Source organism: Streptomyces sp. LUP30 (assembly GCF_001746365.1).
Taxonomy (GTDB): domain Bacteria; phylum Actinomycetota; class Actinomycetes; order Streptomycetales; family Streptomycetaceae; genus Streptomyces.
Genome location: NZ_MJAJ01000008.1, coordinates 43,371 through 70,230, shown reverse-complemented (window position 1 = coordinate 70,230; position 26,860 = coordinate 43,371). Strand labels below are relative to the sequence as shown.

Sequence of the window (26,860 nt, the reverse complement as noted above, 5' to 3'; positions counted from 1 at the left end):
CGCTCCTCTCGGCACGCGGTCGCTGCCGTTCAAAGGGCCTCCAGCGCATCCCTGAGCCTCTTCAGCAGGGTGATGTCGGGGTCGTTGACGCGGGGCAGGGTGATGCCCGGCGGGGGTTCGGCCGGGGCCGTCCCGGTGCTTCTGGCGAGCGCGTGGCGGGGCGGGAGCCCGGGCACGTCCGCGGTCGGGGCGTGGTGGGCGCGCGGCGGCGGGAAGAGGGCCGTCAGCAGCCCCGCCGCGGCCAGCCGCCGGACGTCCACCAGGGTGTGGAAGGCCTGCCGGCCCAGTTCACGGGCGATGTCCGGCGCGGTGCGCACGCCGTCCGCCAGGGCCAGCACCGCGCTCTGCCGGGCGGTCGGCATCGGCGCGGCGACGGCGTCGGACCGGCGCAGCGGCGCGCCGTCGGTCAGCGGGTCCGGCCAGAGGCGGTTCAGCAGTTCGCGCCGGCGCAGCGTCTCGCGCTCGACGGCGTCCACCGGGACCGGCCGCAGGGCGCCCAGCCAGTGTCCGGCGCCGTAGCGGAAGTGTCCTGGGGTGCTGCTGGGGGCGAGCGCGAAGTAGGCCGCGTCGTACACGGCCTCCAGATGGCACAGCTCCAGCGCGCCGCGCGGGACACGGCCTGCGTCGAGCAGCAGGCGGGCGGCGCCGTACTCCTCGTCCGCCCGGTCCACCGCGTCCTGCCAGACGGCGGGGGCGAGGGTGCCGTGGGCCATGAGGAGCACGTCGAGGCCCGGGGCGAGCGGGCTCTCGGCGTGCACCACGCGGCCCTCGGCGAGGTAGAGCGAGCCGCGCTCGCGCTCCAGGACGCCCGTCGCCCGCTCGGCCGCGAGCCGGGTCAGCATCGGCGACAGCGCGCTGCCGCGGTCCCGGCCCCCGGACTTCTCCCGCACGGGCAACCGGGGCGGCGGGGTCGTCCCCTGGGGGTGCGTTCTCACCGCGGTCATCCCAGCACCAGCCGTCCGGCCATCTCGCCCAGCCGGATCCGGGCCAGCGCCAGGTTGCCGTCCGGCCGGGCCAGCCAGACGTGCAGGAACACGCTGCTGTCGAAGGACGTCGGCACGAAGCGCAGCACGTGGTAGCTGTCCCGGTTGCTGATGATCAGGTCCTCGACCGGGGGATCGACGAGGCCCGCCGCCCCCGCTCCGGCCGTTCCGTCCGCGCTCTCGTGACGGTCGTAGCCGTCGGGCGTGAACGCCCGCTGCTCGGCCGTGAGCCGGGCTACCTCGGCGGCCTCGGCCGCGGCCGCCTCGTGGTCGCCGCCGGGGAACTCCCCGACCGAGCCCAGGGCGAGCCCGCTCGTCCAGTCGACCAACGCGGCGCCCCGTGCGCCGGGCAGCCGCATGGCCTCCAGTAGACACTCGTCGATTCCGGGCACCGTTGGCTCCCCTCCCGCCTGCGGTTCGGCTGAGTGATGAAGAAGCTACGCAACGTAGGCGCGCGGGAGTGAGTCTTCTGGCATTTTCCAGCGGAACATGCGGCGGGGTGGCTAACGTGGGTCGACTGGCCTCGTTTTGGGCCCGCTTGTCGCCACCTGTGTCCCTTCAACACCTGCCGACCGGCGCACGTCAACGGCGCACGTGTCCCGGCGGGGTGGTGAGTACCGCGGTGCGCGCCCCCTGTCTGCTTCCTCCCCGCCCGCGCCCCGGCCCCTCCCTGTCCCCGCCCCGGCTCCTTCCCGCCCCCGCCCCGGCCGTTTGGCGCCTCGCCGGGCCGCAGCTCGGCGCGTTCATGTATTGACTAGCTCTATTCAGAGCGCCAGGATGTGAATAACGACAGCAAAATCCGCCGGATCACCCATCCGCAAGGAGGCCGACCATGTCAGGACCCCGCCCCGTACGAGCACCGCGCGGTACGGAACTGAGCGCCCTGGGATGGCAGCAGGAGGCCGCGCTGCGGATGCTGCAGAACAACCTCGACCCCGAGGTCGCCGAGCACCCCGACAAGCTCGTCGTCTACGGCGGCACCGGCAAGGCCGCCCGCGACTGGCGCTCCTTCGACGCGATGGTCCGCACCCTGAGGACCCTCAAGCAGGACGAGACCATGCTCGTCCAGTCCGGCCGCCCGGTCGGCGTCATGCAGACCCACGAGTGGGCCCCGCGCGTCCTCATCGCCAACTCCAACCTCGTCGGCGACTGGGCCAACTGGGAGGAGTTCCGCAGGCTGGAACAGCTGGGCCTGACCATGTACGGCCAGATGACCGCCGGGTCCTGGATCTACATCGGCACCCAGGGCATCCTCCAGGGCACCTACGAGACCTTCGCCGCCGTCGCCGCGAAGAAGTTCGGCGGCACCCTCGCCGGGACCATCACCCTCACGGCCGGCCTCGGCGGCATGGGCGGCGCCCAGCCGCTCGCCGTGACGATGAACGACGGCGTCGCGATCTGCGTCGACTGCGACCCGCGCGCCATCGACCGCCGCATCGAGCACCGCTACCTGGACGTCCGGGCCGACGACCTGGACCACGCGCTCCGGCTCGCCGTCGAGGCCCGGGACCAGCGAAGGCCGCTCTCCATCGGCGTCCTCGGCAACGCCGCGGACATCCTCCCGCAGCTCCTCGCGATGGGCGCGCCCATCGACATCGTCACCGACCAGACCTCGGCCCACGACCCGCTGGCCTACCTGCCGACCGGGATCGCCTTCGAGGACATGGCCGACGCCGCCGAGAAGGACCCGGCCGGCTTCACCACCCGGGCCCGCGAGTCGATGGCACGGCACGTCGAGGCGATGGTCGGCTTCATGGACGCCGGCGCCGAGGTCTTCGACTACGGCAACTCCATCCGCGGCGAGGCCCGACTCGCCGGTTACGACCGGGCGTTCGCCTTCCCCGGCTTCGTCCCCGCCTACATCCGTCCGCTGTTCTGCGAGGGCAAGGGCCCCTTCCGCTGGGCGGCACTGTCCGGCGACCCGGCCGACATCGCCAAGACCGACAAGGCGATCCTCGACCTCTTCCCGGAGAACGAGTCCCTCGCCCGCTGGATCAAGCTGGCCGGCGAGCGCGTCCACTTCCAGGGCCTGCCCGCCCGTATCTGCTGGCTCGGCTACGGCGAGCGCGACAAGGCAGGCGAGCGCTTCAACGACATGGTGGCGTCGGGCGAGCTGGCGGCCCCGCTCGCCATCGGCCGCGACCACCTCGACTGCGGCTCCGTCGCCTCCCCCTACCGTGAGACCGAGGCCATGCTCGACGGCTCCGACGCGATCGCCGACTGGCCGCTGCTGAACGCCATGGTCAACGTGGCCTCGGGCGCCTCCTGGGTCTCCCTCCACCACGGCGGCGGCGTCGGCATGGGCCGCTCCATCCACGCCGGCCAGGTCTCGGTCGCGGACGGCACCAAGCTGGCCGGCGAGAAGATCCGCCGCGTGCTGACCAACGACCCCGGAATGGGTGTCATCCGGCACGTGGACGCGGGGTACGACATCGCGGAGTCCGTCGCCGACGAGCGGGGCGTGCGGGTGCCGATGAGCGAGGGTGATGCCCGGTGACGGCTGACGGCCGCCGTCCGGCGGAGGCCGAGCGCCGGTCGCCGACCCCCGCCGCCCCGCACCGCGAACGCCCACGGCCGCACGAGCCACAGACGGCCCCGGCCGCCGCCTCCTTCCAGGAGATGTGGCGCGAACTCGCACCCGTCGGACGCCACCGCGACTCCGGCGGCTACCGCCGCTACGCCTGGACCGCCGCCGACGCCGACTGCCGGGCCTGGTTCCGGCAGCAGGCCGAGGGACGAGGACTGACGTACGAGGTCGACCGCAACGGCAACCAGTGGGCCTGGCTCGGGGACCCGGCCGCCGGGGACGCCGTCGTCACGGGGTCGCATCTCGACTCCGTGCCCGACGGCGGCGCCTTCGACGGACCCCTCGGGGTCGTGTCCTCGTTCGCCGCCCTGGACGAACTGCGCGCCCGGGGAGCCGAGTTCGCCAGACCGCTCGCCCTCGTCAACTTCGGGGACGAGGAGGGCGCGCGGTTCGGGCTCGCCTGCGTCGGATCGCGGCTCACCGCCGGGCAGCTCACCCTCGAGCAGGCGCACCGGCTCACCGACGGCGACGGGATCACCCTGCCGCAGGCCATGGAGGCCGCCGGGCACGACCCCGACGCCCTCGGCGCCGACCCGGAGCGGCTCGGCCGCATCGGCGCGTTCGTGGAGCTGCACGTCGAACAGGGCCGCGCCCTTGACCTCAGCGGCGACCGGGTCGGCCTCGCGAGCGCCATCTGGCCGCACGGGCGCTGGCGGTTCGACTTCCGCGGCGAGGCCAACCACGCCGGCACCACCCGTCTCGTGGACCGGCGCGACCCCATGCTGTCGTACGCCGAGACGGTCCTCGCCGCCCGCCGCGAGGCCGAACTCGCGGGCGCCGTCGCCACCTTCGGCAAGATCTCCGTCGAGCCGAACGGCGTCAACGCCATCCCCTCCCTGGTGCGCGGCTGGCTCGACTCCCGCGCCGCCGACCAGGCCGGCCTGGACCAGGTGGTGGGCGGCGTGAAGAAGGCCGCCCGTGAGTACGCCGAGGCCCACGGCGTCGACCTCGACGTCGTCCGCGAGTCGTTCACGCCCGTCGTCGAGTTCGACCACGCCCTGCGCGACGAACTGGCCCGCATCCTGAGCTGCGGCTCCGGCGGCTCCGGCGTGGGCGGTGGCGAGGCCGGCCTCAGGGTCCCGGTGCTCGGCACGGGCGCCGGACACGACGCCGGAATCCTCTCCGGGAGCATCCCGACCGCCATGCTGTTCGTACGCAACCCCACGGGCGTCTCGCACTCCCCGGCCGAGTTCGCCGCCGAGGACGACTGCGTGGCCGGGGTGCTCGCACTCGCCGACGCACTGGAAGGGCTGGCCTGCAAGTGACGCACCCCCACACGCGGACGTACTGGCTGGAGCACGCCTGGCTCGACACCCACGTCGAACCGGGAGTCGCCGTGGAGGCCGCGGACGGACGGATCACGGCCGTCCGCACGGACGTGCCGGCCCCGCCCCCCGGCGCCGAGATCCTGCGCGGCCTCACCCTGCCGGGGCTGGCGAACGCCCACTCGCACGCCTTCCACCGCGCCCTGCGCGGAACCGTCCAGGTCGGCTCCGGCACCTTCTGGACCTGGCGCGAGGTCATGTACTCGGTCGCCGACAAGCTGACCCCGGAGACGTACCACGCGCTGGCCCGCGCCGTGTACGCCGAGATGGCACTGGCGGGCGTCACCTCCGTCGGCGAGTTCCACTACGTGCACCACGCCCCGGGCGGCGCCCGCTACGCCGACCCCAACGCCATGGGCGAGGCGCTGATCGCGGCGGCCGCCGACGCCGGCATCCGCATCACCCTCCTCGACACCGCCTATCTGTCCTCCGGCTTCGGACAGCCGCCCACCGCCCACCAGCTCCGGTTCTCCGACGGGACCGCCGAGGCCTGGGCCGAACGCTGTTCAGTTCTCAAGGAACGGGATCACGCGCGGATCGGGGCGGCGATCCACTCCGTGCGGGCCGTGCCCGCCGACCAGCTGGAGACCGTCGCACGATGGGCCGAGGAGCGGCGGGCCCCGCTCCATGTGCACCTGTCCGAGCAGACCGCGGAGAACGACGCCTGCCGGGAAGCCCACGGGTGCACCCCGACCCAGCTGCTCGCCCTGCACGGGGTGCTCGGGCCGCGCACCACCGGCGTCCACAACACCCACCTCACCGCCGAGGACGTCTCCCTCATCGGCGGCAGCGGCACCGGCACCTGCATGTGCCCCACCACCGAACGCGACCTCGCCGACGGCATCGGACCCGCGGTGGCCCTGCAGAACGAAGGTTCCCCGCTCTGTCTCGGCTCCGACAGCCACGCCGTCATCGACCTGCTCGAAGAGGCCCGTGCGATGGAACTCGACGAGCGTCTGCGCACCCGCACCCGCGGTCACTGGACCGCGGCCGCGCTGCTGCGCGCCGCGTCCGCCGACGGCCACGCGGCCCTCGGCTGGCAGGAGGCGGGAGCGATCGAGGCGGGCGGCCTCGCCGACCTGACGACCGTCGCGCTGGACTCGGTCAGGACAGCGGGACCGCTGCCCCGGCTCGGCGCCGAGACGGCCGTATTCGCCGCGAGCGCGGCGGACGTCCGGCACACCGTCGTGGGCGGACGGCATGTCGTACGCGACGGGGCGCACACGCTCGTGCCGGACGTGCCGCAGGCCCTCGCGCAGGCCGTCGACGCCCTGCGCGGCTGACCACCGCCCCCCGCCCGGCCACCCATGAGGACGCCATGAGCAGCACCGTCATCACCAACATCGCCACGCTGGTCACCAACGATCCCTCCCTCGGACAGGGGTCCCCCCGGTCGGGCACGTTCGAGAGTGCGGGAAGTTCGCCTCTCGGTCTGATCCGGGACGCGGCCGTCGTCGTCGACGGCGACCGCGTCGTATGGACCGGTGAATCAAGCAAAGCACCCGCCACTGACAACCGGGTCGACGCCGGCGGCCGCTCGCTGCTCCCCGGCTTCGTCGACTCCCACTCCCACCTGGTGTTCGCGGGCGACCGCACCGAGGAGTTCAACGCCCGGATGTCGGGCCGCGGTTACACGGCGGGCGGCATCCGCACGACCGTGGCGGCCACCCGGGCCGCGAGCGACGAGGAACTGGAGGCCAACCTCACCCGTTATCTGAGCGAGGCCCTCAGCCAGGGCACCACCACGATGGAGACCAAGTCGGGCTACGGCCTGACGGTCGCCGACGAGGCACGCGCCCTACGCCTCGCGGCACGCCACACCGACGAGGTCACCTATCTCGGCGCCCACATCGTCTCCCCCGATCACGCGGACGACCCGGCCGCCTACGTCGCCCTGGTCACCGGCGAGATGCTCGACGCCTGCGCCCCGCACGCCCGCTGGATCGACGTGTTCTGCGAGAAGGGCGCGTTCGACGGCGACCAGGCCCGCGCGATCCTCACCGCCGGCCGGGCGAGGGGACTGCACCCCCGTGTCCACGCCAACCAGCTCTCGTACGGCCCCGGCGTGCAGTTGGCGGTCGAGCTGGACGCGGCCAGCGCCGACCACTGCACCCACCTCACCGACGCCGACGTCGACGCCCTCGCGAGCGGCGACACGGTGGCCACGCTGCTGCCCGGCGCCGAGTTCTCCACCCGCGCCGAGTGGCCGGACGCCCGCCGGCTGCTGGACGCGGGCGTCACCGTCGCCCTCTCCACGGACTGCAACCCCGGCTCGTCCTTCACGTCGTCCGTGCCGTTCTGCGTCGCGCTCGCCGTGCGGGACATGGGGATGACCCCGGACGAGGCGGTGTGGTCGGCCACGGCCGGCGGGGCCGCGGCCCTGCGCCGCACGGACGTGGGCCGGATCGCCCCCGGCGCGTACGCCGACCTCACCCTGCTGGACGCCCCGAGCCACGTCCACCTGGCCTACCGGCCGGGCGTCCCGCTGGTGTCCGGGGTGTGGCGCAGGGGCGTGCGCGTGGTCTGAGAGGGCGTGGACGTCTCGTCGGAGGTCTCGGCGGCGGCGGTGGCGGTGCGCCCCCGGTCCGCCGCCGACCTGCCCCAGCCGGTGCCGACGAGCACGAGCACCGCGCCCGCGAGACCGAGCAGGCCCGGCCGGTCCCCGGCGAGCGCGACGCCCACGGCCGCCGCCCACAGCGGCTCGGTGCCCAGCAGCAGGCTGACCCGGGACGGCGACGTACGGCGGACCGCCCACATCTGCACGAAGAACGCGAACAGCGTGCAGAACACGGAGAGATAGCCCAGACGGGCCCAGTCCCCGGCGTCGAAGTCCGCCGCCGCGGCCCACGGCGAGGCCCCCGTCCCGGGCACGGCCGCCAGGAGCGCGAACACGACGACCGCGGCGCCCAGCTGAACGGTCGTCAGCGACAGCGCGTCCGCCCCGCGCACCGACTCCATCCGCGCCATGGCGAGCACGTGCACGGTGCGGGCCACCGCCGCCCCCAGCATCAGCAGGTCGCCGCCGGACGGAGCGGTGAACCCGGCGCCCTGCGTGAGCAGTGCCACGCCGAGCACCGACAGCCCCGCCGCCGCCATGAACGCCCCCGGCAGTCGCGCGCCCCGCGCCCGGCTCTCCGCGAGCGGCGTGAACACCATGGTCAGACTGATGATCAGCCCGGCGTTGGTCGCGGAGGTGTGGACGACGCCGTACGTCTCCAGCAGGAAGATCCCGGCGAGGACCAGGCCCAGCACCCCGGCGCCGCGCCACTGCGTGCCGCTCAGCGCCCGCAGCCGCCGCCGTCCGACCGCCGCCAGCACCGGCAGCACCACGGCGAACCGCAGCACCAGCACGGCGGCGACGGTGTCCGCCGTGGTGACGCCCTTGGCAGCGAGATAACTCGACCCCCACACGACGGCGACCAGCAGGACGGGCACGTCGCCCGACCGACCGAGGCCACCGAGGCCACCGGGGCGGCCGGACCGGCCGACGGCAACGGGAACTGCGGGAGAGCGGGGCACGGGGGCTCCTCATGGGCAGACGACGCGGGCCAGCGGCGCTGCTGGTTCGAGGGCCGGGCCAGCGTAGTCGCCGCACGGAGACCGGCCGGCGGATTTTCGCGATGACGACGGCGCGGCCTCAGGTCGCCCCGGCCCGCCACACCTGGTGCGCGGCCTCGTCCAGCAGGTCGAACGACAGGGAGCCGGAGTCGTTCACCGTCAGGGCCGACGCGAAGGCGATCGCCGGCCGGATCCTGCCGTCCTCGTCCACGGTGAACATCAGGTTCCGGCCGTTGCGGCCCTCGACCGAGTCGCAGCTCCAGACGCCCACGCCGTCGTCGACCGCGCCACGGCTGTCCAGGCAGAAGCCGGGGTCGGCGTAGGACTGGAGCACCCCGCGCGCGGAGTCGACCCGCCAGCGCTGACTCGGGGAGGCCGAGCACGGCACGGTGACGACGTCCGTGCCGTTGCCCAGGTCGCCGGCCACCTCCAGACAGCGGCCCGTGGCGACGTTCACGACCTGGGCGAACACCGCCCCGGGCGGCCGCGCGGAAGAGGCGGACGGGGTGGGTGCGGGCCTCGGTCCCGGCGGCGCGGAGGTGCGGGACGCGGACGGCGACAGCGACGGTGACGGGCTGGGCGAGGCGGCGCTCGGGGCGGCGGACACCGACACCGTCGCCGTGACGGTCACCTGCGGCGCGGTCGACGGCGAGGCGCCCACCGCGCCCGCTGCTTCGCCGTCCGAGGAGTCGTCCAGGGCGGCGAGCAGGATCAGCAGCGGGATCACCGCGACCCCCAGCACCGCCGAGGCCAGCACGATCCGGCGGCGTGGTCTGCGCGCGGCCGCCCGCGCCGCGCGCACCGGCTCGCGCTCGTCCATCGCGTACGACGTGCCGCCCCACGGCAGCAGCCCGTCCGCGAGGGCGTCGCGGGGGGTGTCGCGCAGCGCGCACTGCTCCTCGTAGGCGGTCGCGCAGTGCGGGCAGTGCGCCCGGTGGGCGTCGAGGTCGGGGCTGTGCCGGGGGCCGTCCGGGCGTACGGATTCCTCGATCAGCCGGCGGAAGTCCCCGCAGCGCGGATCGTCCGAGGCGGCGAGCCGGTGCCGCAGACAGGCCTGGGCGAGGGACTGGAGGGCGGGTCCGGCGCCGTGGACCACGTCCTGGGGGGTCAGACCGAGCAGCGTGGCCGTGCGCTCGGCGGACTCGCGCTCGACGACGTCGTACCAGATCAGGCCCTGCGTGCGGGAGGGCAGCGAACGGAACGCGACCAGCAGGGGCGGTACGGGGCCGCCGGGGCCCGTCGTGTTGAGGACGAGGAGCAGTCCCGCGTCCAGCCCGCCCGCCCGGTCGTCGGCGGCCCAGCTCCCGGCCGCCTGCCCGGCCAGCAGCAGGAGCCGGTGCCGCCAGGGGCCGCCGGGGTCGGCGCCGCGCGCCGTCTCCCGGGCGGCGAGGGTGAAGGCCTCGGCCGCGAGCCGCCGTGCCGCCGGTTCGCCGGTCGTGCAGAGGCGGGCGTAGGCCAGCACGGCGGGCTGGTGGCGGGCGCGCAGGGCGCGCAGGGCCGGGTAGGCGGCGGCGGGTGCGGCGCGGAGCAGGTCGGTGAGGTGCGCGTCGGACGCGGTGTCGGCGTGCGGCGCGTGCGCCTCGTCGTCTCCGTCGGCACGGGCCATGAAGGGTCGCCTCCTCGCCGGACGCCCTCGCGCGTCCGGTTGCTGACGTACTGGTCAGTCCGGGGTGAGGGCGACCCTAGTGGCGCACGGGGCCCCGTGGGGAGGTTTCCGGGGGTAACGAAGAGGCGCGCGGGAGAGTGGGGACGGGAGAGGGACCGGAGAGCGGCGGCATGAAGGGGGGAGGGAGGGGGCTGGACGGCGGGGCGGGAGGAGGGGGCGGGCAGACGTCCGCGCCCGGCCGATCGAGCTCAGGTCGATCGGACGGGCGCGGACGGGCGGATGTCCCGGGTACTACTCCTCGACCGTCAGCGCCTTGCGCAGCCGCACCAGGGTGCGCGACAGCAGCCGCGACACGTGCATCTGCGAGATGCCGAGCTCCTCGCCGATCTCCGACTGGGTCAGGCCGGCGACGAAACGGAGGGAGAGGATCTGCCGGTCGCGGGGCGCGAGTTCGGCGATCAGCGGCTTCAGCGACTCGATGTACTCGATGCCCTCGAGGCTGTTGTCCTCGTAGCCGATGCGATGGGCGAGGGCGCCTTCCGAGTCGTCGTCCTGCGGTTGCGCGTCCAGCGAGGACGCCGTGTAGGCGTTGGACGCGGCCATGCCCTCGACGACCTCGTCGTTGGAGAGGCCGAGACGCTCGGCCAGCTCCGCGACCGTGGGCGCGCGGTCGAGCTTCTGGGCCAGTTCGTCGCCCGCCTTGGCCAGGTCGAGCCGCAGCTCCTGGAGCCGGCGCGGGACGCGCACCGACCACGACGTGTCGCGGAAGAAGCGCTTGATCTCGCCGATGATGGTTGGCATCGCGAAGGTCGGGAACTCGACGCCCCGCGAGAGTTCGAAGCGGTCGATCGCCTTGATCAGGCCGATGGTGCCGACCTGGATGATGTCCTCCATGGGCTCGCTGCGGGAGCGGAACCGGGAGGCGGCGAACTTGACGAGCGCGAGGTTCAGTTCGACGAGGGTGTTGCGCACGTACGAGTAGTCGTAGGTGCCCTCTTCGAGGGATTCGAGCCGTGCGAACAGGGTCTTGGACAGGGCCCGCGCGTCGACGGATCCGACCTCGTCGAACGGGGGGATCTCCGGGAGTCCGGCGAGGGCGTCGGTGGGGTCGACGTCCGGCACCGCGTTCTGTGCGATGGGTTCCAGATGTTCTTGGTCCGGAGGGGGTGTCGACGTCGCTCCGCGGGTATGCGGTGCGTCGAGCCGGGGTGACATGATGTCCTCCATCGTTCTCGGCGTATGGCTGCCGAAGCCAGTGAGCGCACTACGGTGTGCGGCGCCTCCAAAGCCGGCCGTGTCGGTCTGCGTGTTCCTACTAGGCCTACCTGCTTTACTTGACCGATCGCAAGTGCACTTTGTCTGTTTATGTCTGTTTGTGTGCGATTGTTCGGGTGTTGAGGTGCGGGTCGAGGGCGTAGTGTTCGAGGGCGTCAGAAAGCAGTTCGCGACCCCAGGAGAAGAGACGGCATGGACCGCGGGACGGTCGGCAGCGCACAGTCGGGCCGGCTTCTGGTCGAGGTGCGGGAAGAGGGCCCCAGTGCCGTCGTGACCCCGGCGGGTGAGTTGGATCACCACACCGCCGATTTGTTGCGCGAGCCACTCGAAGCCTGCCTCGCCAGAGGTCGCAGTCGCCTGGTGGTCGACTGCACACGCCTGGAGTTCTGTGACTCCACCGGGCTCAACGTGCTGCTCGGAGCGCGCCTGAAGGCGGAGGCGGCCGGCGGCGCAGTCCATCTGGCGGGAATGCTCCCCGTGGTGGCCCGGGTCTTCGAGATCACCGGAGCGGACGCCGTGTTCACCGTGCACGACACGGTCGAGGCGGCGCTGGCCGACGAGCGCGACGGACAGGACGAGGACGGCTGAGTTCCGCCGTCCGCCCGGCGTCGACACGACACGGGCGAGAACGGGGGTGTTCCGCCCGTGACGCCGGGCAGGAGACATCCTGAACCCGCACATGTCGGCGGCGGCGCCGACGCGAACGCCGTCCGGCTACGTACGACTCTGCAGAGATCCGACTCTTGAATGGTGAACCGGTCAATCGGGGAATCGGTGAGGTGAAGCGCTGATGAGCACCACCCGGCCTTACTCGCCGGGCGACCGCGGCCCGGAGCCCAGCCCGGAGCCCAGCGGCGCTTCCGGGACGTCCCACGGGGACGCACGCGGGGCTGGGGCGTCCGGCGGGGGCACGGCTGCCGTGGCGCCCGGGTCGCCGGGCGGTCGTCAGGTACGCCGGCTGAGCTTCGACGACGCCAGCGGCGTCGTTCCGCTCGCCCGTGACTTCGCCCGCCAGGCGCTGTACGCATGGGGCTGGCTGCCGGCCGCCACCGCCGACCGGCGGGCCGCCGCCGAGGACGTGCTGCTCGTCGTCTCGGAGCTGGTCACCAACGCGTGCCTGCACGCCGAGGGGCCGGACGCGATGGTCCTGGGCTGCGACAACAAGGTGATCCGCGTCGAGGTCTCGGACCGCGGCACGGGCCAGCCGGCCCCCCGCACCCCGCACCGCGCCGGCCGCCCCGGCGGACACGGCATGTTCATCGTCCAGCGTCTCTGCCTGGACTGGGGTGTCATGCGGGCCCAGGGCATCGCCGGCAAGACGGTCTGGGCGGAACTGGGCGCTCCGGCCTGACGGGCCCCGACCGCGGCCCCCGTCGCCGACCCGCCCGGCGGGCGGCGCCCGCAAGCAGGGGGCCCGCCCGCACACTTCCCGCGCGCCCGCCCGCGCCCGCGGCGGCGCGCCCTCGTGGTTTCCCGGATTCGTAGGTTCCCGGGTTCCCGGGTTCGCAGGTCACCGAGCGCCGAGTCGATGGACGGGCTGATGGTCCGGCCGTTTTCGGCCTTCGCCGGTCGGTTTCCCGGCCGTCCCGGCGGCCCCGCGCCGACGCGCCCCCTCGGTCCCGGGGCTTGATCTCCGCCCTCAGGGCCTCCCCTCCATCGGCCCCGGTCCGTCCCCCGTGGAACCTCGGCGTCCCCTCCTGGGCCGCCAGCGGACGGGTTCCGGGCGGCCTTCGCGCCGCCCGGGCGCGGGTGTCGGATCGTCACAACTCCGGTCCGTGCCTTCTCTTCCCTCCTCATCGCCCCGGGCGTACCTTGACGGCTCAATCTGATGCCTCGTCAGTAAGGCGGGGCGGTGGGAGTGAGGGGACGGGACCGTGTCGAACCGGAAGCGAACCGCCGTGCTCGCGACTGCCGCGGCCCTGGCCGGCTCGGCGGTGCTGACGGCCGCCCCGGCGGCCATGGCCGAGGTCGTCAACGTCAACTACGTCTGCAAGACGCCCATCGGAGACAAGAGCGCCGTCTCGCCGATCGACATCAAGGGCGTCAAGAGCGGCGACGGATACCGGATCACGATGTCCTGGCAGAAGGGCGTCTCCTCCAGCCCCGTCGAACTCGGCGCGGGCTCCATGAAGCCGAGCGCCACCATCAAGCTGGGCGGCGCCGACAGCGGCATCGTGAACGTCACGGGCCCGGCCAACCAGGCCGCGATCCCCGAGAACACGCCCATCAAGATCAACGACCTGAGCGGCACGTACACCCCGAGGAAGAGCGGCAAGGTCACCCTCACGGCGGGCGTGCTGACCATCAAGGCGCTCGGCACGACCACGACCTGCACACCGAGCAACACCCCCGGTCCCTCCCTCACCCTCGACGTGACCGCGTCGGGCGGCGGCACGAGCGGGGGCACATCGGGTGGCGGTACGAGCGGGGGTTCGACCGGCGGAGCGGTGAGCGACGGCGGCTCCGGCGGGCAGCTCCCGCAGACCGGCCCCGAGGACTCCGCGATCGCCCTCGGCACCCTCGGCGGCACCGTGCTGCTCGCGGGCGCGGCGGGCGCCCTGTGGCTGACCAGGCGCAACCAGCCGGCCCGCGCCCGCCGCTGACCGCACCCGGAGGAGCGCTGGAGCCGCCGATGCCGTACGCCACCGCCCGCGTCCTGCTGCTGTCCCTGCCGCTGCTGTCCCAGGTGCTGCCGGCCGGTGTGCCCGGCGCCGGTCCGGCCGGCTGGTCGGCGTCGCCCTCCGGCGGAGGACGGCCGTCGTTCTACGCCGAGGGCACGCCCGGGACGGCGCTGCGGGACACGGTCGCCGTGACCAACCGGGGGACCCGTCCGCTGTCCGTGAGGCTGGGGGCCGCCGGTCCCGGCCTGCGGGTCGCCTTCGCCGAACCCGCCCTCGACGTCCCCGCCCGCACCCGCGCCGAGGTGCCCTTCACGGTGGCGGTCCCGGCGGACGCCCGGCCCGGCGACCGCGTCGGCCGGATCGTCGTGCGGGACTCGACCGGCCGGGAGAGCGACGTCCGGCTGCTGATCCGGGTCGGCGGTCCCCGGCTGGCCGCGCTGACCGTCGAGCACGTGGCCGTGCGCGGCGACCGCATCACCTACGAGCTGGTCAACCGCGGCACCACGGCGCTCGTCCCCCGGCTCGCCGTGCGCGCGGACGGCGTCCTGGGCGTCGTCCTGGACCGCGCCCCGCGCACCCTGCCCGTGCGCCTGTCGCCGGGCCGCCGTCTCGCGCTGTACGAGCCCTGGCCCGACCGCCCGGACCTGGACGCCGTCACCGTGCGGCTGACGGTCACCGCGCCCGGCGCGGCCCAGGCCACCGGGCGGGCGTCCGCGCGGTTCGTGTCCCGGAGCGCGGCGGCGGGCGCGGCGGGCGGCGCGCTGTCGGCCGCGGCAGCCGCCGTGTTCCTACGCCGGCGCCGGCGCCGGCCGGTCGTCACCGAAGCCGAGCCGAGGGGAGCGCTGACGTGAGAGGCGAGTTGCGGATCACGGCGACGGCGCCGTTCCTGCTCCTCCTGCTGTTGCTGTCCCTGGTCCCGTCGGCCGCCCCGGCCGCGGCCGCCGACCGACCGGTGGTGAAGGTGTCCGCGGCGCAGGCGGGCACGGGCGGCTCGGTCACCGTGAGCGGCAGCGGCTGGGGGCCGCGCACGCTGCTGATGCTGCTGGTCTGCGGGCAGGCGACGCCGGACCGGGGCGTGATCGGCGGCACCAACTCCTGTGCCAACGCCGACGGGCGCGCCGTCACCACCGACGCCGACGGCCGTTTCAGCCGGGCGCTGCCCGTGACGGAGCCGCCTGCGCCCTGTCCCTGTGTGGTGCACGTGGCGACCGCCACCGGCGCGAAGGCGCAGGCCGACGCGGCCTTCCAGGTGGCCGGGCACCCGGTCCGGCCACTGCCCGCGCAGACCGGAGGCGGACGTCTGTCGGTGCTCACGGACACCCGGCTCGACGGCTCCTCGGGACTGCTGACCTGGTTCGGGGCGCCGCCCGCGCGCACGCTGACGTTCACCGTCGGCAACGTCGGCACCGGGGCCGTGAAGGACCCCGTGTTCCAGGTCGGCGCCGCGCACGGGGTGTTCGCCCCGCAGTGGGACGAGCGGCAGTGGCGCGGCACGATCGGGCCCGGCGGGAAGGCCCGCGTCGAGCTGCCCGTGGAGCTGGCCGCGGGCGCGCACGGCGACTACACGGTCTCCCTGAAGTACGGCGGGAAGGTCCTCGCCGAGCAGCCGTGGGGGGTGGGCCGTCCATGGGGCGTGACCCTGTTCTGGATCCTGCTCTGCGTGGTCGTCCCGGGGGCGGTGTTCCGCGTCGGGCTGGCGGTGGTGGACCGGGTGCGTCCGCGCCGTCCGGCCCGGGGGCCCTCCCGGGTGTCCCGGCGCAGGCGGAGCACGGCCGTCCGGGCCCCGCAGGCCGCGCCCCCGGCCCCGGCCCCCGGCACGGCCCTGCCGTGGTTCACCCCGGACACCGGTCCGGGCCCTGCGGCACGGCTCTCCGCACCGCGGGAGGACCGACCCACGACCCCCATGAGCCCCACCACTCCCACGAGCACTACGACTCCCACGAGCCGTACGAGTCCCACGACCCCGGCAGGAAGGGATCCACGTGAGTGAGAGAGCCATGCCACCCGAACGGGCCCCCGCGCGCAGGCGGGCCGCGGCAGCGGGCGCCGCCGTCATGCTCACCGGGGCGGCCGTCCTGCTGGGCGTGACCGCCGGCCGGGCGCAGGCCGCGGAGGTGTCCTATGCCACCAAGTGCGTGCCGCCCTCGGGCATCGGCCTGCCCGACGTCAACGGCACCACGAAGGTCGAGATCACCGCGCCGGCCACGGCGAAGGTCGGCGACACCGTCGACGTCGTCTGGAAGTTCACGCAGGCCGCGTCGAAGAACCCCGACATCATCGATCTGCCGGCGAACTCCGTCCAGCCGTCCGGCACCCTCAAGGCGGCCGGCGCGCAGAGCGCCGACATCGCGATGCAGGGGCCGCGCGAGAACCCGGCGATCCCCAAGGGCGGCGCGATGACGCTGTCCGACATGAAGGGCTCGCTGAAGCTGACGGCGGCCGGACAGGTGACGCTGACGCCGGACGCGTACGTCGTCAACGCGCTGTCGACGGACACCAGATGCACCCCGACGCAGGCCGTCCAGCCCTCGGCGACCATCACGGTCACGTCCGGCGGCGGGAGTTCGGGTTCGTCGAGCGGCAGCCCCTCGCAGAGCGCGTCGTCCACGCCTTCCGGCACGCCCGGCGGGTCCGGGACGCCGTCCCCGTCGTCGTCGCCCACCCCGTCCTCGTCGCCGACCGGCGGCTCCGGCCGAACGGACTTCACCGGCAAGGTCGTCGACATCCCCTACACCTGCCAGTCGCCCATCGGCGAGAAGAAGGCCACCTCGCCGGTGCAGATCAACGCCAAGAAGAACGGCGGGAGTTACGGCCTGACCGTGCAGTTCAAGAAGTCGGTCATGAACAGCCCGATCGACATCCCGGCCAACTCCGTGAAGCCCTCGATGCAGGTGACCCTGGGCGGCTCGGACAAGGGCTCGGTGAAGGTGACGGGCCCGGCCAACCAGGCCCCCGTGAAGCAGGGCGCCCCGATCGAGATTCCCGACCTGACCGGCACGTACAAGCCCGGCGCGACGGGTGAGTCCACGCTCTCGCCGGGCGTCCTCGTCATCGAGGCCCTGGGCACGACCACCACGTGCACCCCGGACAGCACGGCGGTCTCGCTGACGCTGAACACCGAGGAGCAGGCCGGCGGCGCGTCGGGCGGCGGCGGTGCGTCGTCCTCGTCCTCCGGCGGCGGGGCCGCCTCCGGAGGCGGCGGCCTCGCGGAGACGGGCTCCGGCGACCACGGCGCGCTGAAGGCCCTGGGCCTGGTGGCGGGCACGGCGGTGCTGCTGGGCGGAGCGGTCTTCACGTTCCTGCCGGGCAGAAGGACCCGCTGAGGCGTCCCACGGCGCCGGCGGTCGAGCCGGGGCCGGGACGGGGGAGGGCCGGCGCACCCACTGGGTGCGCCGGCCCTCCCCCGCGGCGGGCGGACGTCAGTTGACGTCGCCCATCAGTTCCTTGACCTTCTTGCGGTACATCCACACCGCGAGGCCGGCGATCACGGCGAGCACGGCCTCCAGGGCCACGATCCCCGTCTTGTTGAGGTCGACGCCGGCGATGGAGAGCAGGCCGGTCGTGGCGTCACCGGCGGTGACGGCCAGGAACCAGACGCCCATCATCTGCGAGGCGTACTTCGCGGGAGCCATCTTCGTGGTGACCGACAGGCCGACCGGGGAGAGGGTCAGCTCGCCGACGGTCTGCACGAAGTAGATCGCCGCCAGCCACAGCGCGGCCGCCTTGTGACCGCCCTCGGCGATCGACAGCGGGGCCAGGAAGAGGAAGAAGGACGCGCCGACCAGCACGAGGCCCGTCGCGAACTTCACCGCGGTGCTCGGCTCCTTGCCGCGCCGGGCCAGCGCCAGCCACGCCCAGGCGAACAGCGGGGCCAGTGCCATGATCAGGACCGGGTTGACCGACTGGTACCAGGAGACCGGGAAGTCCCAGCCGAGGACGCTGTTCTTCGCGGAGGACTCGGCGAACAGGGACAGCGTCGAGCCGCCCTGGTCGTAGATCATCCAGAACACGGCCGCGGCGACGAAGAACCAGATGTACGCCGTCAGCTTGGACTGCTCGGCGCGGTCCAGTTCCCCGTCCCGCTTCATCCGGGCGATCACGAGGACCGGGATGATCAGGCCGGCCACGGTGATCGGGACCAGCAGCCAGTTCAGGGTGTAGACGCCGGAGACGCCCACGACCGTGTAGAAGACGATCGCGACGGCCGCCCAGAACGCGGCCTTGCGCAGTGTGGCCGCCTTCTCCTGCGCCGACAGCGGCGTGGGGACGACGTCCGAGCGGGCGCTCAGATGACGGCTGCCCAGCAGGAACTGGGCCAGGCCCAGACCCATGCCGAGTGCCGCGAGGGCGAAGCCCAGGTGCCAGTTGACGTTCTCGCCGAGGGTGCCGATGACCAGCGGAGCGGCGAACGCGCCCAGGTTGATGCCGATGTAGAACAGCGTGAAGCCGCCGTCCCGGCGCGGGTCGTCGGGACCGTCGTAGAGGTGACCGACCATCGTGGAGATGTTGGCCTTCAGCAGACCGGAGCCGATCGCGACCAGGCCGAGACCCGCGAAGAAGGTGCCGGCGTTCGGCAGCGCGAGGGTCAGGTGGCCGAGCATGATGATCGCGCCGGCCACGGCGACGGTCTTGCGGGGGCCGAGCACCCGGTCCGCGAACCAGCCGCCGGGGAGGGCGAGCAGGTACACGAGTGACAGGTAGACCGAGTAGATCGCGGTCGCCGTCGCGGCGCTGAGGTGCAGGCCGCCCGGGGCGACCAGGTACAGCGGGAGCAGGGCCCTCATGCCGTAGTAGGAGAACCGCTCCCACATCTCGGTCATGAAGAGAGTGGCCAGTCCGCGGGGGTGGCCGAAGAAGGTCTTCCCGGAGCCGGGGGTGTCCGGGCGGACCGAGTCCTTCGTCAGGCTGGACGCCATGTCGTTCCTTGCTGCTCGGGACGCGCTGCACTTGCGCGGTGCGCGCCCGGTGGGGGGCGGCCGGCACCGGCGGGCCGCCTCGTCCACCCCTACGCCCGGGGGGAGTCCGCTCCGGGTCTCGAAGCGGTGGACGGCGGTCACCGGGATCCACGCCCCCTCGCGTCGGGGGCCCGGCCACAGGTCATTCCTTTCGGGGCCGGCGGGAACCGGCCCGCACACAAAAGAGACCCTCGGCGTCAAGTCGACCGCCAAAGGTCCCTGTGTACTACAGGCGCTCTTTCACCATACGGCAGCACAACGCCGGATATGGAAGGACTTGAGACGCGAATCACAGGTGATCATGGAACCCTGGCGGCGTTTTCAAGGCCCCCGCCATCCTGTCATCCTCCGACCGCAGGTCCGTACCAAGATCGACCACGGGCCGGCCCCGGTCCGGCGCCCGGGCTGTCCGGCATGTCCCCAGGTAAGAAACAGCGTCGTCGATCACACTTCGGCCCCCGCCCGCGCGGACTACCATCAGCTCATGACCCGTGTACTGCTCGCCGAGGACGACGCGTCCATCTCGGAGCCGCTGGCCCGCGCCCTGCGCCGGGAAGGCTACGAGGTCGAGGTGCGCGAGGACGGCCCCACCGCGCTCGACGCCGGAATGCAGGGCGGCGTCGACCTGGTCGTCCTGGACCTCGGCCTGCCCGGCATGGACGGCCTGGAGGTGGCCCGCCGGCTCCGCTCCGAGGGCCACGCCATCCCGATCCTCATCCTGACCGCGCGCGCCGACGAGGTGGACACCGTCGTCGGCCTGGACGCGGGCGCCGACGACTACGTCACCAAGCCCTTCCGGCTGGCCGAACTGCTCGCCCGGGTCCGGGCCCTGCTCCGGCGCGGCGCGTCCGAGCCCCAGCAGCCGCCCGCCACGCACGGGGTGCGCATCGACGTCGAGTCGCACCGCGCCTGGATGGGCGACGAGGAACTCCAGCTCACCGCCAAGGAGTTCGACCTGCTGCGGGTCCTGGTGCGCGACGCGGGCCGGGTCGTCACCCGCGACCAGCTGATGCGCGAGGTCTGGGACACCACCTGGTGGTCGTCGACGAAGACCCTCGACATGCACATCTCCTGGCTGCGCAAGAAGCTCGGCGACGACGCGGCCAACCCCCGCTACATCGCCACGGTGCGCGGTGTGGGCTTCCGCTTCGAGAAGAGCTGAGTTACCCCGGAGGGGGCGGCCGCGGGACTCGGCCGTCGACGTGCGGTGCGTCGTCGGCCGCGGGCCGTGGTGCCTCTCGCGCAGTTCCCCGCGCCCCTGAGCGGGGGCGCCCGCACCCCGTCCTGTGAAGTCATCCCCCGGAGGGGCCGTGCGTCGCCGTCTGATCCAGTCCACGCTTGCCGTCGTGCTCGTCGTCATCGCCGTGTTCGGGGTGTCCCTCGTCATCGTCGAGACCCGCACGATCAGCAACAGCGCCCAGGAACGGGTGGACTCCGAGGCGCTGCGGCTGGCCAGCATCGTGGACAGCCGGCTGGTCGGCGCGGAGGACGTCACCGCCGAGATACTGCGCGACCAGGTCACCCAGGACCGTTACGCCGAGATCCGGATCCCCGGCCGGCCGGTCATCGAGGTCGGCGTCCAGCCCGAGGGCGACGTCATCCGGTCGACGGCCAAGGGCGAGGAGGGCGAGACCATCCTGGTCCAGGAGCCGCGCTCCACGGTGACCCGGGAGGTCGGCCGCACCCTGCTGATCATCGCCCTGGTGGCGCTGCTCGCGGTGATCGCGGCGGTGCTGCTGGCCATCCGCCAGGCGAACCGCCTCGCCTCGCCCCTCACCGACCTGGCGGAGACCGCCGAACGCCTGGGCTCGGGCGACCCGCGCCCCCGCCACAAGCGGTACGCCGTCCCCGAACTGGACCGGGTGGCCGACGTCCTCGACTCCTCCGCGGAGCGCATCGCGCGCATGCTCACCGCCGAACGCCGACTGGCGGCGGACGCCTCCCACCAGCTGCGCACCCCTCTGACGGCCCTGTCCATGCGTCTGGAGGAGATCACCCTCACCGACGACCCGGACACGGTGAAGGAGGAGGCGACGATCGCGCTGACGCAGGTGGAGCGGCTGACGGACGTCGTGGAACGCCTGCTGACCAACGCCCGCGACCCGCGCACCGGCTCCGCGGTCACCTTCGACCTCGACGAGGTCATCCAGCAGCAGCTCGCCGAGTGGCGCCCCGCCTACCGGGGTGTGGGCCGGGCCATCGTCAGCTCCGGGAAACGCCATCTGCGCGCGGTGGGCACGCCCGGCGCGGTCGCCCAGGTGCTCGCCGCCCTGATCGAGAACTCGCTGATGCACGGCGGCGGCACGGTCGCGCTGCGCACCCGCGTCACCGGCAACCAGGCCGTGGTCGAGGTGACGGACGAGGGCCCCGGCGTCCCCGCCGACCTGGGGGCCCGCATCTTCGAGCGGACGATCAGCGGCCGCAACTCCACGGGCATCGGCCTGGCGGTGGCCCGCGACCTGGCCGAGGCCGACGGCGGCCGGCTGGAGATGCTCCAGGCCCAGCCGCCGGTCTTCGGCCTGTTCCTGTCCCGCACGGCGCCGCAGAAGCGCACCCCGCAGGGCGAGGAGCCCACGGTCCGGTGAGGCCGGCTCGGCGCGCCGCTCGGCGGGGCTGAAGAGGGCCCGAAGACGACCGGAGGGCCGCCGGGCAGGGGGAGGGGTCAGCTCACGCGCTGCGTGGTCTTGGGCTCCGGTCGCCGGGACTGCTCCGCCACCGTCAGAAAGGCCTCCGCGTCGGCCACGGCCTCCTGCACGGGCAGCGTGCGGAACACCCACGTCCGGTACGACCAGAAGCGGAAGAGGGTCGCGATGCCGATGCCGAGGAACTTGAACACGTTGCTCTGCAGCGGGCTGTCCCAGCCGAACCAGTAGGTCGCCGCGTACAGCAGCCCGTTCTCGATCACCAGGCCCACCACGCTGAACAGCAGGAACAGCGTCAGTTCCTTGGTGCGCCCGCTCTTCTCGCGGTCACGGTAGGTGAAGTAGCGGAAGCCCACGTAGTTGAACGCGATCGCCACGACCGTCGCGATGACGCTGGCCCGCACCACCTGCAGGTCGGTGAGATGCCGGACCAGGTTGAAGACGCCGAGGTTCACCAGCAGGCCCGCGCCGCCCACGGCTCCGAACCTGGCCAGCTCACGAATGAGCCTCTTCAGCCCCGAGGAACCATGTGCCATGGTCGTACAGGCCCCCGTCCGGGAATCGGTTTCGTCAACCCAGCCATGCTAACCACCACTCTTCCCGGTTTCCTGTGGTCCGGCTCATGGGTCGGCCCGCACGGGGCGAGATGAGGGGAAACAGCGGGTATGAGGCCGGAAAGCCGGCGGTAAGAGGCGCGGGATTCGGCCGGGGTGGCGCGGCCGATACCCTGGGGGTGTGACGTTCCCGGTAGTCGGCATGGTCGGCGGGGGGCAGCTCGCTCGTATGACACACGAGGCGGGCATCCCGCTCGGCATCAGGTTCAAGCTCCTCAGTGACACCCCACAGGATTCCGCGGCGCAGGTCGTGAGCGATGTCGTCATCGGCGACTACCGCGACCTCGACACGCTGCGCGAGTTCGCGCGCGGGTGCGATGTGATCACCTTCGATCACGAACATGTGCCCACCGAGCACCTCCGGGCGCTGGAGGCGGACGGCATCCCCGTGCGCCCCGGCCCGGACGCGCTCGTGCACGCCCAGGACAAGGGCGTGATGCGGGCCCGGCTCGACGCGCTCGGCGTGCCGTGCCCACGGCACCGGATCGTGAGCGACCCGGCCGACGTCGCCGCGTTCGCGGCCGAGGGCGACGGTTTCCCCGTCGTCCTGAAGACCGTCCGCGGCGGTTACGACGGCAAGGGCGTCTGGGTCGTCGACTCCGCCGAGGAGGCCGAGGACCCCTTCCGCGCGGGCGTCCCCGTCCTCGCCGAGGAGAAGGTCGACTACGTCCGCGAGCTCGCCGCCAACGTGGTGCGCTCCCCGCACGGCCAGGCGGTCGCCTACCCCGTCGTCGAGTCGCGCCAGGTCGGCGGCGTCTGCGACACGGTGATCGCGCCCGCCCCCGGCCTCGACGAGACGCTGGCGCTCAAGGCCGAGCAGATGGCCCTGAGCATCGCCAAGGAACTCGACGTCGTCGGCCACCTCGCGGTCGAGCTGTTCCAGACCCGCGACGGCCGCATCCTCGTCAACGAGCTGGCGATGCGCCCGCACAACTCGGGCCACTGGTCGATGGACGGCGCGATCACCTCGCAGTTCGCCAACCACGTCCGCGCGGTCCTCGACCTCCCGCTCGGCGACCCGCGCCCGCGCGCCCCCTGGACGGTCATGGTCAACGTCCTCGGCGGCGACTACCCGGACATGTACTCGGCGTACCTGCACTGCATGGCCCGCGACCCCCAGCTGAAGATCCACATGTACGGCAAGGACGTGAAGCCCGGCCGCAAGGTCGGCCACGTCAACACCTACGGCGACGACCTGGACGACGTCCTCGAACGCGCACGTCACGCAGCCGGATACCTGAGAGGCACGATCACCGAATGAGCCCAGTCGTAGGCATCGTCATGGGGTCGGACTCCGACTGGCCCGTCATGGAGGCCGCCGCCCAGGCCCTCGACGAGTTCGAGATCGCGTACGAGGTCGACGTCGTCTCGGCGCACCGCATGCCGCGCGAGATGATCGCGTACGGCGAGCAGGCGGCCGAGCGCGGACTCAAGGCGATCATCGCGGGCGCCGGAGGCGCCGCCCACCTGCCCGGCATGCTCGCCTCCGTGACCCCGCTGCCGGTGATCGGCGTGCCCGTCCCGCTGAAGTACCTGGACGGCATGGACAGCCTGCTGTCCATCGTGCAGATGCCGGCCGGCGTCCCCGTCGCCACCGTCTCGGTCGGCGGCGCGCGCAACGCGGGTCTGCTGGCCGCCCGCATCCTCGCCGTCCAGGACGAGGAGCTCCTCGCCCGGATGCGCGATTTCCTGCAGGAGCTGAACGACCAGGCCACCGAGAAGGGCAAGCGCCTGCGGGCCAAGGTCGAGGGCTCGAACGGCTTCGGCTTCGGGAAGTGACGGCGAAGTGACGGAGCCCGCCTCGCTGGACGCGGCCCGCGAACTCCTGCGCGAGTTCCCGGTCGTCGACGGCCACAACGACCTCCCCTGGGCGCTGCGCGAACAGGTCCGCTACGACCTCGACGCCCGGGACGTCGCCCAGGACCAGCACGCCCACCTGCACACCGACATCCCCCGGCTGCGCGCGGGCGGAGTCGGCGCGCAGTACTGGTCCGTGTACGTGCGCGCGGACCTGCCCGACGCGGTCCCGGCGACGCTGGAGCAGATCGACTGCGTACGGCGGCTCATCGCCCGCCACCCGCGCGACCTGCACCCGACGCTGACGGCCGCGGACATGGAGACGGCGCGTGCGCAGGGCCGCATCGCCTCGCTCATGGGCGCGGAGGGCGGCCATTCCATCGCCAACTCCCTCGGCGTGCTGCGCGGCCTCTACGGGCTCGGCGTGCGGTACATGACGCTCACCCACAACGACAACGTCGACTGGGCGGACTCCGCCACCGACGAGCCCAAGGCGGGCGGGCTGACCGCGTTCGGCCGCGCGGTCGTGCGGGAGATGAACCGCGAGGGCATGCTGGTCGACCTCTCGCACGTGGCGGCGACCACCATGAGCGACGCGCTCGACGCCACCGGCGCGCCGGTGATCTTCTCCCACTCCTCCGCGCGCGCGGTGTGCGACCACCCCCGCAACATCCCCGACGACGTCCTGGAGCGCCTGCCCGCCAACGGCGGCATGGCGATGGTGACGTTCGTGCCGAAGTTCGTCCTCCAGGCGGCGGTCGACTGGACGGCCGCGGCCGACGACAACATGCGCGCCCACGGCTTCCACCACCTCGCCACCACCCCCGAGGCGATGAAGGTCCACCGGGCCTTCGAGGAGACCCACCCCCGGCCCGTCGCCACCGTCGCCACGGTCGCCGACCACCTCGACCACATGCGCGAGGTCGCCGGCGTCGACTGCCTCGGCATCGGCGGCGACTACGACGGCACGGCCTTCACCCCCGAGGGCCTCGACGACGTCTCCGGCTACCCCCGGCTGATCGCGGAGCTCCTGGACCGCGGCTGGTCCAAGGCCGACCTCGCCAAGCTGACCTGGAAGAACGCGGTGCGGGTGCTGGGCGCGGCCGAGGACGTGGCGCGGGACCTGCAGGCGACACGGGCGGCGTCCCACGCGACGATCGAGTCGCTGGACGGCTGACCCCGGCCGTCGGGGCGTGCGGGCGGGCCGGTGCGACCGGCCCGCCCGCACGCGTACCCCCGAACGCCCCGTCCACCAGGAAGCGCGCCGCCCGCCGTGCGACGGTGTCGGTACTGCTGACCGACGTACGGAGACCGTCATGGCCGACCTCCAGGACGAACTGCACGCCCTCCCCGAGGCCGGCGAGCTCCCCGACACGGCGCAGACCGCCCCCTTCGCCCCGCAACCGCCTCCGGGCGACCCGGCCGGTCAGCTGGAGCGGGCCAGGGCGCTCCTCGCCGCCCACCCGGTCATCGACGGCCACAGCGGCCTGCCCTGGGCGCTGCGCGACCTGCCCTGGTACGACCTGCAGCTCGGCGAGAGCGGCGTCGACACGGACGTGCTCCGTCTGCGCGAGGGGCAGGTGGGCGCGCTGCTGTGGTCACTGCACCTGCCCGAGCGTCTCGCGGGCGAGCGGGCCGTCGGCGCGACCCTGGAACAGCTGGACCTCGTCAGGTCGGTGATCGCCGCGCATCCCGAGGGCCTGCGACTGGCCCGCAGCGCCGGGCAGGTCATCGACGCCCGTAACTGCGGCCGGGTCGCCGTCGTCCTGGGCCCCGCCGGCGCCGCCGCGCTCGACGACTCCCTGGGCATCCTGCGCGTGCTCCACTCCCTCGGGCTGCGCGCCCTCACCCTGGCCGGCGCCTCGTGGGCGGGCGAGGCGGGGCTGACCCGGTTCGGCGAGGAAGTCGTGCGGGAGATGAACCGGCTCGGTGTGCTCGCCGACCTGTCCGGCGCCTCCGACGCCACGATCGGCCGCGCCCTCGCGCTGTCCAGGACGCCGGTCCTGTGCACCCGCTCCGCCGCCCGCTCCCTGCGCGCCCACCCCGACAACCTGTCCGACGCGCTGCTCGCCGAGCTCGGCGCGGCCAAGGGGCTGTGCCTGGTGCCGTCGTCGCCCGAACGGACCGGACCGCGTGTGCAGGACGTGGCCGACCATCTCGACCACGTCCGCGCGATCGCCGGCCCCGAGTGCGTGGGGCTGTCCGGCGCCCACGACCCCGGCGCCGGCCCCGACGCCGCCCCGGGCTACCCGCACCTGGTCGCCGAGCTCCTCGGCCGCGGCTGGCCGGAGACCGACGTCGCCCTGCTGACCTGGGGCAACATGCAGCGCGTCCTGCGCTCGGCGGACTTCGCGGCCCGCGCGGCACGCGAACGCCGCAAGCCGTCGACGGTACGCATCACCGAGCTGGACACGACGGACGACTGAACCGGCCCGCCCCTGGGGCAGGCGCCCCGGTCGCGGTCCGGCCCCGCGGTCAGGCCAGCGGCTGTTCGACGCGGCACAGGCAGAACGGGTGGCCCGCCGGGTCGGCGTACACCAGGAAGTCCTTCCTCTCGCGGTCCTCCAGGTCCAGCGGGCGCGCGCCCAGCTTGAGCACCCGCTCGTGGGCCTCGTCCATCTCCTCCCAGGTGGCGCCGCCGTCGAGGTCGAGGTGGAACTGCTGCGGATTGCGGTCGGCGCGCGGCCACTCAGGCGGGGTGTAGCCCTCCACCTGCTGGAAGGCGATCCGGGGGCCGCCGGGCACGTGCAGCACGAGCCAGTCGTCCGCCCCGTCCTCGGCCTCGGGCGTGCCGCCCAGGACCGCCGCGTAGAACGCGGCGAGCGCACGCGGATCGGGGCAGTCGAGCACGACGGAGCGGAAGCGGGCGACGGGCGGCATGGAACCCTCCTGGGCAG

Annotated in this window: 24 protein-coding genes; 16 read left to right on the top strand and 8 right to left on the bottom strand. The window is 73.5% G+C overall.

Annotation, left to right across the window (positions count from 1 at the left end):
• Window positions 1–29 precede the first annotated feature (29 nt).
• Entirely contained in the window at window positions 30–944 is a 915-nt protein-coding gene (locus BG482_RS09850; RefSeq protein ID WP_079141722.1) for a hypothetical protein, read from the bottom strand.
• The gene (locus BG482_RS09845) at window positions 941–1,375 is read right to left on the bottom strand and encodes a hypothetical protein (protein WP_079141721.1); all 435 of its coding nucleotides are present in this window, start codon (window positions 1,373–1,375) and stop codon (window positions 941–943) included. The genes BG482_RS09850 and BG482_RS09845 overlap by 4 nt, the downstream gene beginning before the upstream one ends.
• Window positions 1,376–1,815: 440 nt before the next feature.
• On the opposite strand from BG482_RS09845, the gene hutU reads away from it, so the two are divergent.
• The 4 genes from hutU (at window position 1,816) to hutI (ending at window position 7,422) form a co-directional block, all read left to right on the top strand.
• A complete protein-coding gene (hutU, locus tag BG482_RS09840; RefSeq protein ID WP_069768545.1) occupies window positions 1,816–3,480 on the top strand; it encodes a urocanate hydratase in 1,665 nt (554 codons plus the stop codon).
• A gap of 122 nt (window positions 3,481–3,602) precedes the next feature.
• A complete protein-coding gene (locus tag BG482_RS09835; RefSeq protein WP_069768661.1) occupies window positions 3,603–4,835 on the top strand; it encodes an allantoate amidohydrolase in 1,233 nt (410 codons plus the stop codon).
• Window positions 4,832–6,178 (top strand): formimidoylglutamate deiminase, encoded by a 1,347-nt coding sequence (locus BG482_RS09830; protein WP_069768544.1) that lies wholly within the window; start codon window positions 4,832–4,834, stop codon window positions 6,176–6,178. Before BG482_RS09835 ends, BG482_RS09830 begins: the two co-directional genes overlap by 4 nt.
• Before the next feature lie 35 nt (window positions 6,179–6,213).
• Window positions 6,214–7,422 carry an imidazolonepropionase gene (gene hutI, locus BG482_RS09825; protein WP_069768543.1) on the top strand — a complete coding sequence of 403 codons (1,209 nt, stop codon included), beginning with the start codon at window positions 6,214–6,216 and terminating at the stop codon, window positions 7,420–7,422.
• Here hutI and BG482_RS09820 read toward each other — a convergent pair.
• The 3 genes from BG482_RS09820 to BG482_RS09810 all read right to left on the bottom strand — a co-directional run bounded on the left by BG482_RS09820 (window position 7,362) and on the right by BG482_RS09810 (window position 11,286).
• Window positions 7,362–8,330 (bottom strand): DMT family transporter, encoded by a 969-nt coding sequence (locus BG482_RS09820; RefSeq protein WP_069768542.1) that lies wholly within the window; start codon window positions 8,328–8,330, stop codon window positions 7,362–7,364. The two genes, hutI and BG482_RS09820, sit on opposite strands and share 61 nt — an antisense overlap.
• 202 nt (window positions 8,331–8,532) lie before the next feature.
• Window positions 8,533–10,059: an RICIN domain-containing protein gene (locus BG482_RS09815; protein WP_069768541.1), complete on the bottom strand. Its 1,527-nt coding sequence runs from the start codon at window positions 10,057–10,059 to the stop codon at window positions 8,533–8,535.
• A gap of 291 nt (window positions 10,060–10,350) precedes the next feature.
• Complete coding sequence (locus BG482_RS09810; RefSeq protein ID WP_079141719.1) at window positions 10,351–11,286, bottom strand: RNA polymerase sigma factor SigF; 936 nt, start codon at window positions 11,284–11,286, stop codon at window positions 10,351–10,353.
• A gap of 240 nt (window positions 11,287–11,526) precedes the next feature.
• Between BG482_RS09810 and BG482_RS09805 the strand changes: the two genes are divergently transcribed.
• The 6 genes from BG482_RS09805 (at window position 11,527) to BG482_RS09780 (ending at window position 17,278) form a co-directional block, all read left to right on the top strand.
• On the top strand, window positions 11,527–11,922 hold the full coding sequence (locus tag BG482_RS09805) for an STAS domain-containing protein (RefSeq protein ID WP_069768540.1): 396 nt from the start codon (window positions 11,527–11,529) through the stop codon (window positions 11,920–11,922).
• A 202-nt stretch (window positions 11,923–12,124) separates the two neighbouring features.
• Entirely contained in the window at window positions 12,125–12,685 is a 561-nt protein-coding gene (locus BG482_RS09800) for an ATP-binding protein (RefSeq protein ID WP_069768539.1), read from the top strand.
• A 523-nt stretch (window positions 12,686–13,208) separates the two neighbouring features.
• Window positions 13,209–13,937: an LPXTG cell wall anchor domain-containing protein gene (locus BG482_RS09795; protein ID WP_069768538.1), complete on the top strand. Its 729-nt coding sequence runs from the start codon at window positions 13,209–13,211 to the stop codon at window positions 13,935–13,937.
• Between the two features lie 29 nt (window positions 13,938–13,966).
• Entirely contained in the window at window positions 13,967–14,806 is an 840-nt protein-coding gene (locus BG482_RS09790; RefSeq protein ID WP_069768537.1) for a hypothetical protein, read from the top strand.
• Entirely contained in the window at window positions 14,803–15,945 is a 1,143-nt protein-coding gene (locus BG482_RS09785; protein ID WP_069768536.1) for a hypothetical protein, read from the top strand. Before BG482_RS09790 ends, BG482_RS09785 begins: the two co-directional genes overlap by 4 nt.
• Window positions 15,946–16,009: 64 nt before the next feature.
• Window positions 16,010–17,278 (top strand): hypothetical protein, encoded by a 1,269-nt coding sequence (locus BG482_RS09780; protein WP_069768659.1) that lies wholly within the window; start codon window positions 16,010–16,012, stop codon window positions 17,276–17,278.
• Between the two features lie 96 nt (window positions 17,279–17,374).
• On the opposite strand, the gene BG482_RS09775 is transcribed toward BG482_RS09780, so the two are convergent.
• Window positions 17,375–18,871, bottom strand: coding sequence for an oligopeptide:H+ symporter (locus BG482_RS09775; protein WP_069768535.1), 1,497 nt, complete (start codon window positions 18,869–18,871; stop codon window positions 17,375–17,377).
• Window positions 18,872–19,394: 523 nt separating this feature from the next.
• Here BG482_RS09775 and BG482_RS09770 point away from each other — a divergent pair.
• Complete coding sequence (locus BG482_RS09770; RefSeq protein ID WP_069768534.1) at window positions 19,395–20,072, top strand: response regulator transcription factor; 678 nt, start codon at window positions 19,395–19,397, stop codon at window positions 20,070–20,072.
• A 148-nt stretch (window positions 20,073–20,220) separates the two neighbouring features.
• Window positions 20,221–21,495: an ATP-binding protein gene (locus BG482_RS09765; protein WP_069768533.1), complete on the top strand. Its 1,275-nt coding sequence runs from the start codon at window positions 20,221–20,223 to the stop codon at window positions 21,493–21,495.
• Window positions 21,496–21,572: 77 nt separating this feature from the next.
• On the opposite strand, the gene BG482_RS09760 is transcribed toward BG482_RS09765, so the two are convergent.
• Window positions 21,573–22,088: a GtrA family protein gene (locus BG482_RS09760; protein ID WP_069768532.1), complete on the bottom strand. Its 516-nt coding sequence runs from the start codon at window positions 22,086–22,088 to the stop codon at window positions 21,573–21,575.
• Between the two features lie 199 nt (window positions 22,089–22,287).
• Here BG482_RS09760 and BG482_RS09755 point away from each other — a divergent pair, with 199 nt between their 5' ends.
• From BG482_RS09755 to BG482_RS09740, 4 genes are all read left to right on the top strand, one after another.
• Window positions 22,288–23,427, top strand: a complete 1,140-nt coding sequence (locus BG482_RS09755; protein ID WP_079141718.1) for a 5-(carboxyamino)imidazole ribonucleotide synthase — start codon at window positions 22,288–22,290, stop codon at window positions 23,425–23,427.
• A gap of 20 nt (window positions 23,428–23,447) precedes the next feature.
• Window positions 23,448–23,945 carry a 5-(carboxyamino)imidazole ribonucleotide mutase gene (gene purE / locus BG482_RS09750; protein WP_069768530.1) on the top strand — a complete coding sequence of 166 codons (498 nt, stop codon included), beginning with the start codon at window positions 23,448–23,450 and terminating at the stop codon, window positions 23,943–23,945.
• Window positions 23,946–23,952: 7 nt separating this feature from the next.
• Window positions 23,953–25,140: a dipeptidase gene (locus BG482_RS09745; RefSeq protein WP_069768529.1), complete on the top strand. Its 1,188-nt coding sequence runs from the start codon at window positions 23,953–23,955 to the stop codon at window positions 25,138–25,140.
• A 139-nt stretch (window positions 25,141–25,279) separates the two neighbouring features.
• Window positions 25,280–26,389 (top strand): dipeptidase, encoded by a 1,110-nt coding sequence (locus tag BG482_RS09740; RefSeq protein WP_069768528.1) that lies wholly within the window; start codon window positions 25,280–25,282, stop codon window positions 26,387–26,389.
• A 49-nt stretch (window positions 26,390–26,438) separates the two neighbouring features.
• Here the strand turns inward: BG482_RS09740 and BG482_RS09735 are convergent, their stop codons facing one another.
• Window positions 26,439–26,843, bottom strand: a complete 405-nt coding sequence (locus BG482_RS09735; protein ID WP_069768527.1) for a VOC family protein — start codon at window positions 26,841–26,843, stop codon at window positions 26,439–26,441.
• Window positions 26,844–26,860: the final 17 nt, after the last annotated feature.

Excerpts from the sequence above, each read along its gene's own strand:
- hutU (WP_069768545.1), top strand. The coding sequence starts at position 1,816 with ATGTCAGGACCCCGCCCCGTACGAGCACCGCGCGGTACGGAACTGAGC.
- BG482_RS09735 (WP_069768527.1), bottom strand. The coding sequence starts at position 26,843 with ATGCCGCCCGTCGCCCGCTTCCGCTCCGTCGTGCTCGACTGCCCCGAT.
- BG482_RS09790 (WP_069768537.1), top strand. The coding sequence starts at position 13,967 with ATGCCGTACGCCACCGCCCGCGTCCTGCTGCTGTCCCTGCCGCTGCTG.
- BG482_RS09850 (WP_079141722.1), bottom strand. The coding sequence starts at position 944 with ATGACCGCGGTGAGAACGCACCCCCAGGGGACGACCCCGCCGCCCCGG.
- BG482_RS09770 (WP_069768534.1), top strand. The coding sequence starts at position 19,395 with ATGACCCGTGTACTGCTCGCCGAGGACGACGCGTCCATCTCGGAGCCG.
- BG482_RS09775 (WP_069768535.1), bottom strand. The coding sequence starts at position 18,871 with ATGGCGTCCAGCCTGACGAAGGACTCGGTCCGCCCGGACACCCCCGGC.
- purE (WP_069768530.1), top strand. The coding sequence starts at position 23,448 with ATGGGGTCGGACTCCGACTGGCCCGTCATGGAGGCCGCCGCCCAGGCC.
- BG482_RS09800 (WP_069768539.1), top strand. The coding sequence starts at position 12,125 with ATGAGCACCACCCGGCCTTACTCGCCGGGCGACCGCGGCCCGGAGCCC.
- BG482_RS09815 (WP_069768541.1), bottom strand. The coding sequence starts at position 10,059 with ATGGCCCGTGCCGACGGAGACGACGAGGCGCACGCGCCGCACGCCGAC.
- BG482_RS09760 (WP_069768532.1), bottom strand. The coding sequence starts at position 22,088 with ATGGCACATGGTTCCTCGGGGCTGAAGAGGCTCATTCGTGAGCTGGCC.
- BG482_RS09740 (WP_069768528.1), top strand. The coding sequence starts at position 25,280 with ATGGCCGACCTCCAGGACGAACTGCACGCCCTCCCCGAGGCCGGCGAG.
- hutI (WP_069768543.1), top strand. The coding sequence starts at position 6,214 with ATGAGCAGCACCGTCATCACCAACATCGCCACGCTGGTCACCAACGAT.
- BG482_RS09810 (WP_079141719.1), bottom strand. The coding sequence starts at position 11,286 with ATGGAGGACATCATGTCACCCCGGCTCGACGCACCGCATACCCGCGGA.
- BG482_RS09805 (WP_069768540.1), top strand. The coding sequence starts at position 11,527 with ATGGACCGCGGGACGGTCGGCAGCGCACAGTCGGGCCGGCTTCTGGTC.
- BG482_RS09780 (WP_069768659.1), top strand. The coding sequence starts at position 16,010 with ATGCTCACCGGGGCGGCCGTCCTGCTGGGCGTGACCGCCGGCCGGGCG.
- BG482_RS09835 (WP_069768661.1), top strand. The coding sequence starts at position 3,603 with ATGTGGCGCGAACTCGCACCCGTCGGACGCCACCGCGACTCCGGCGGC.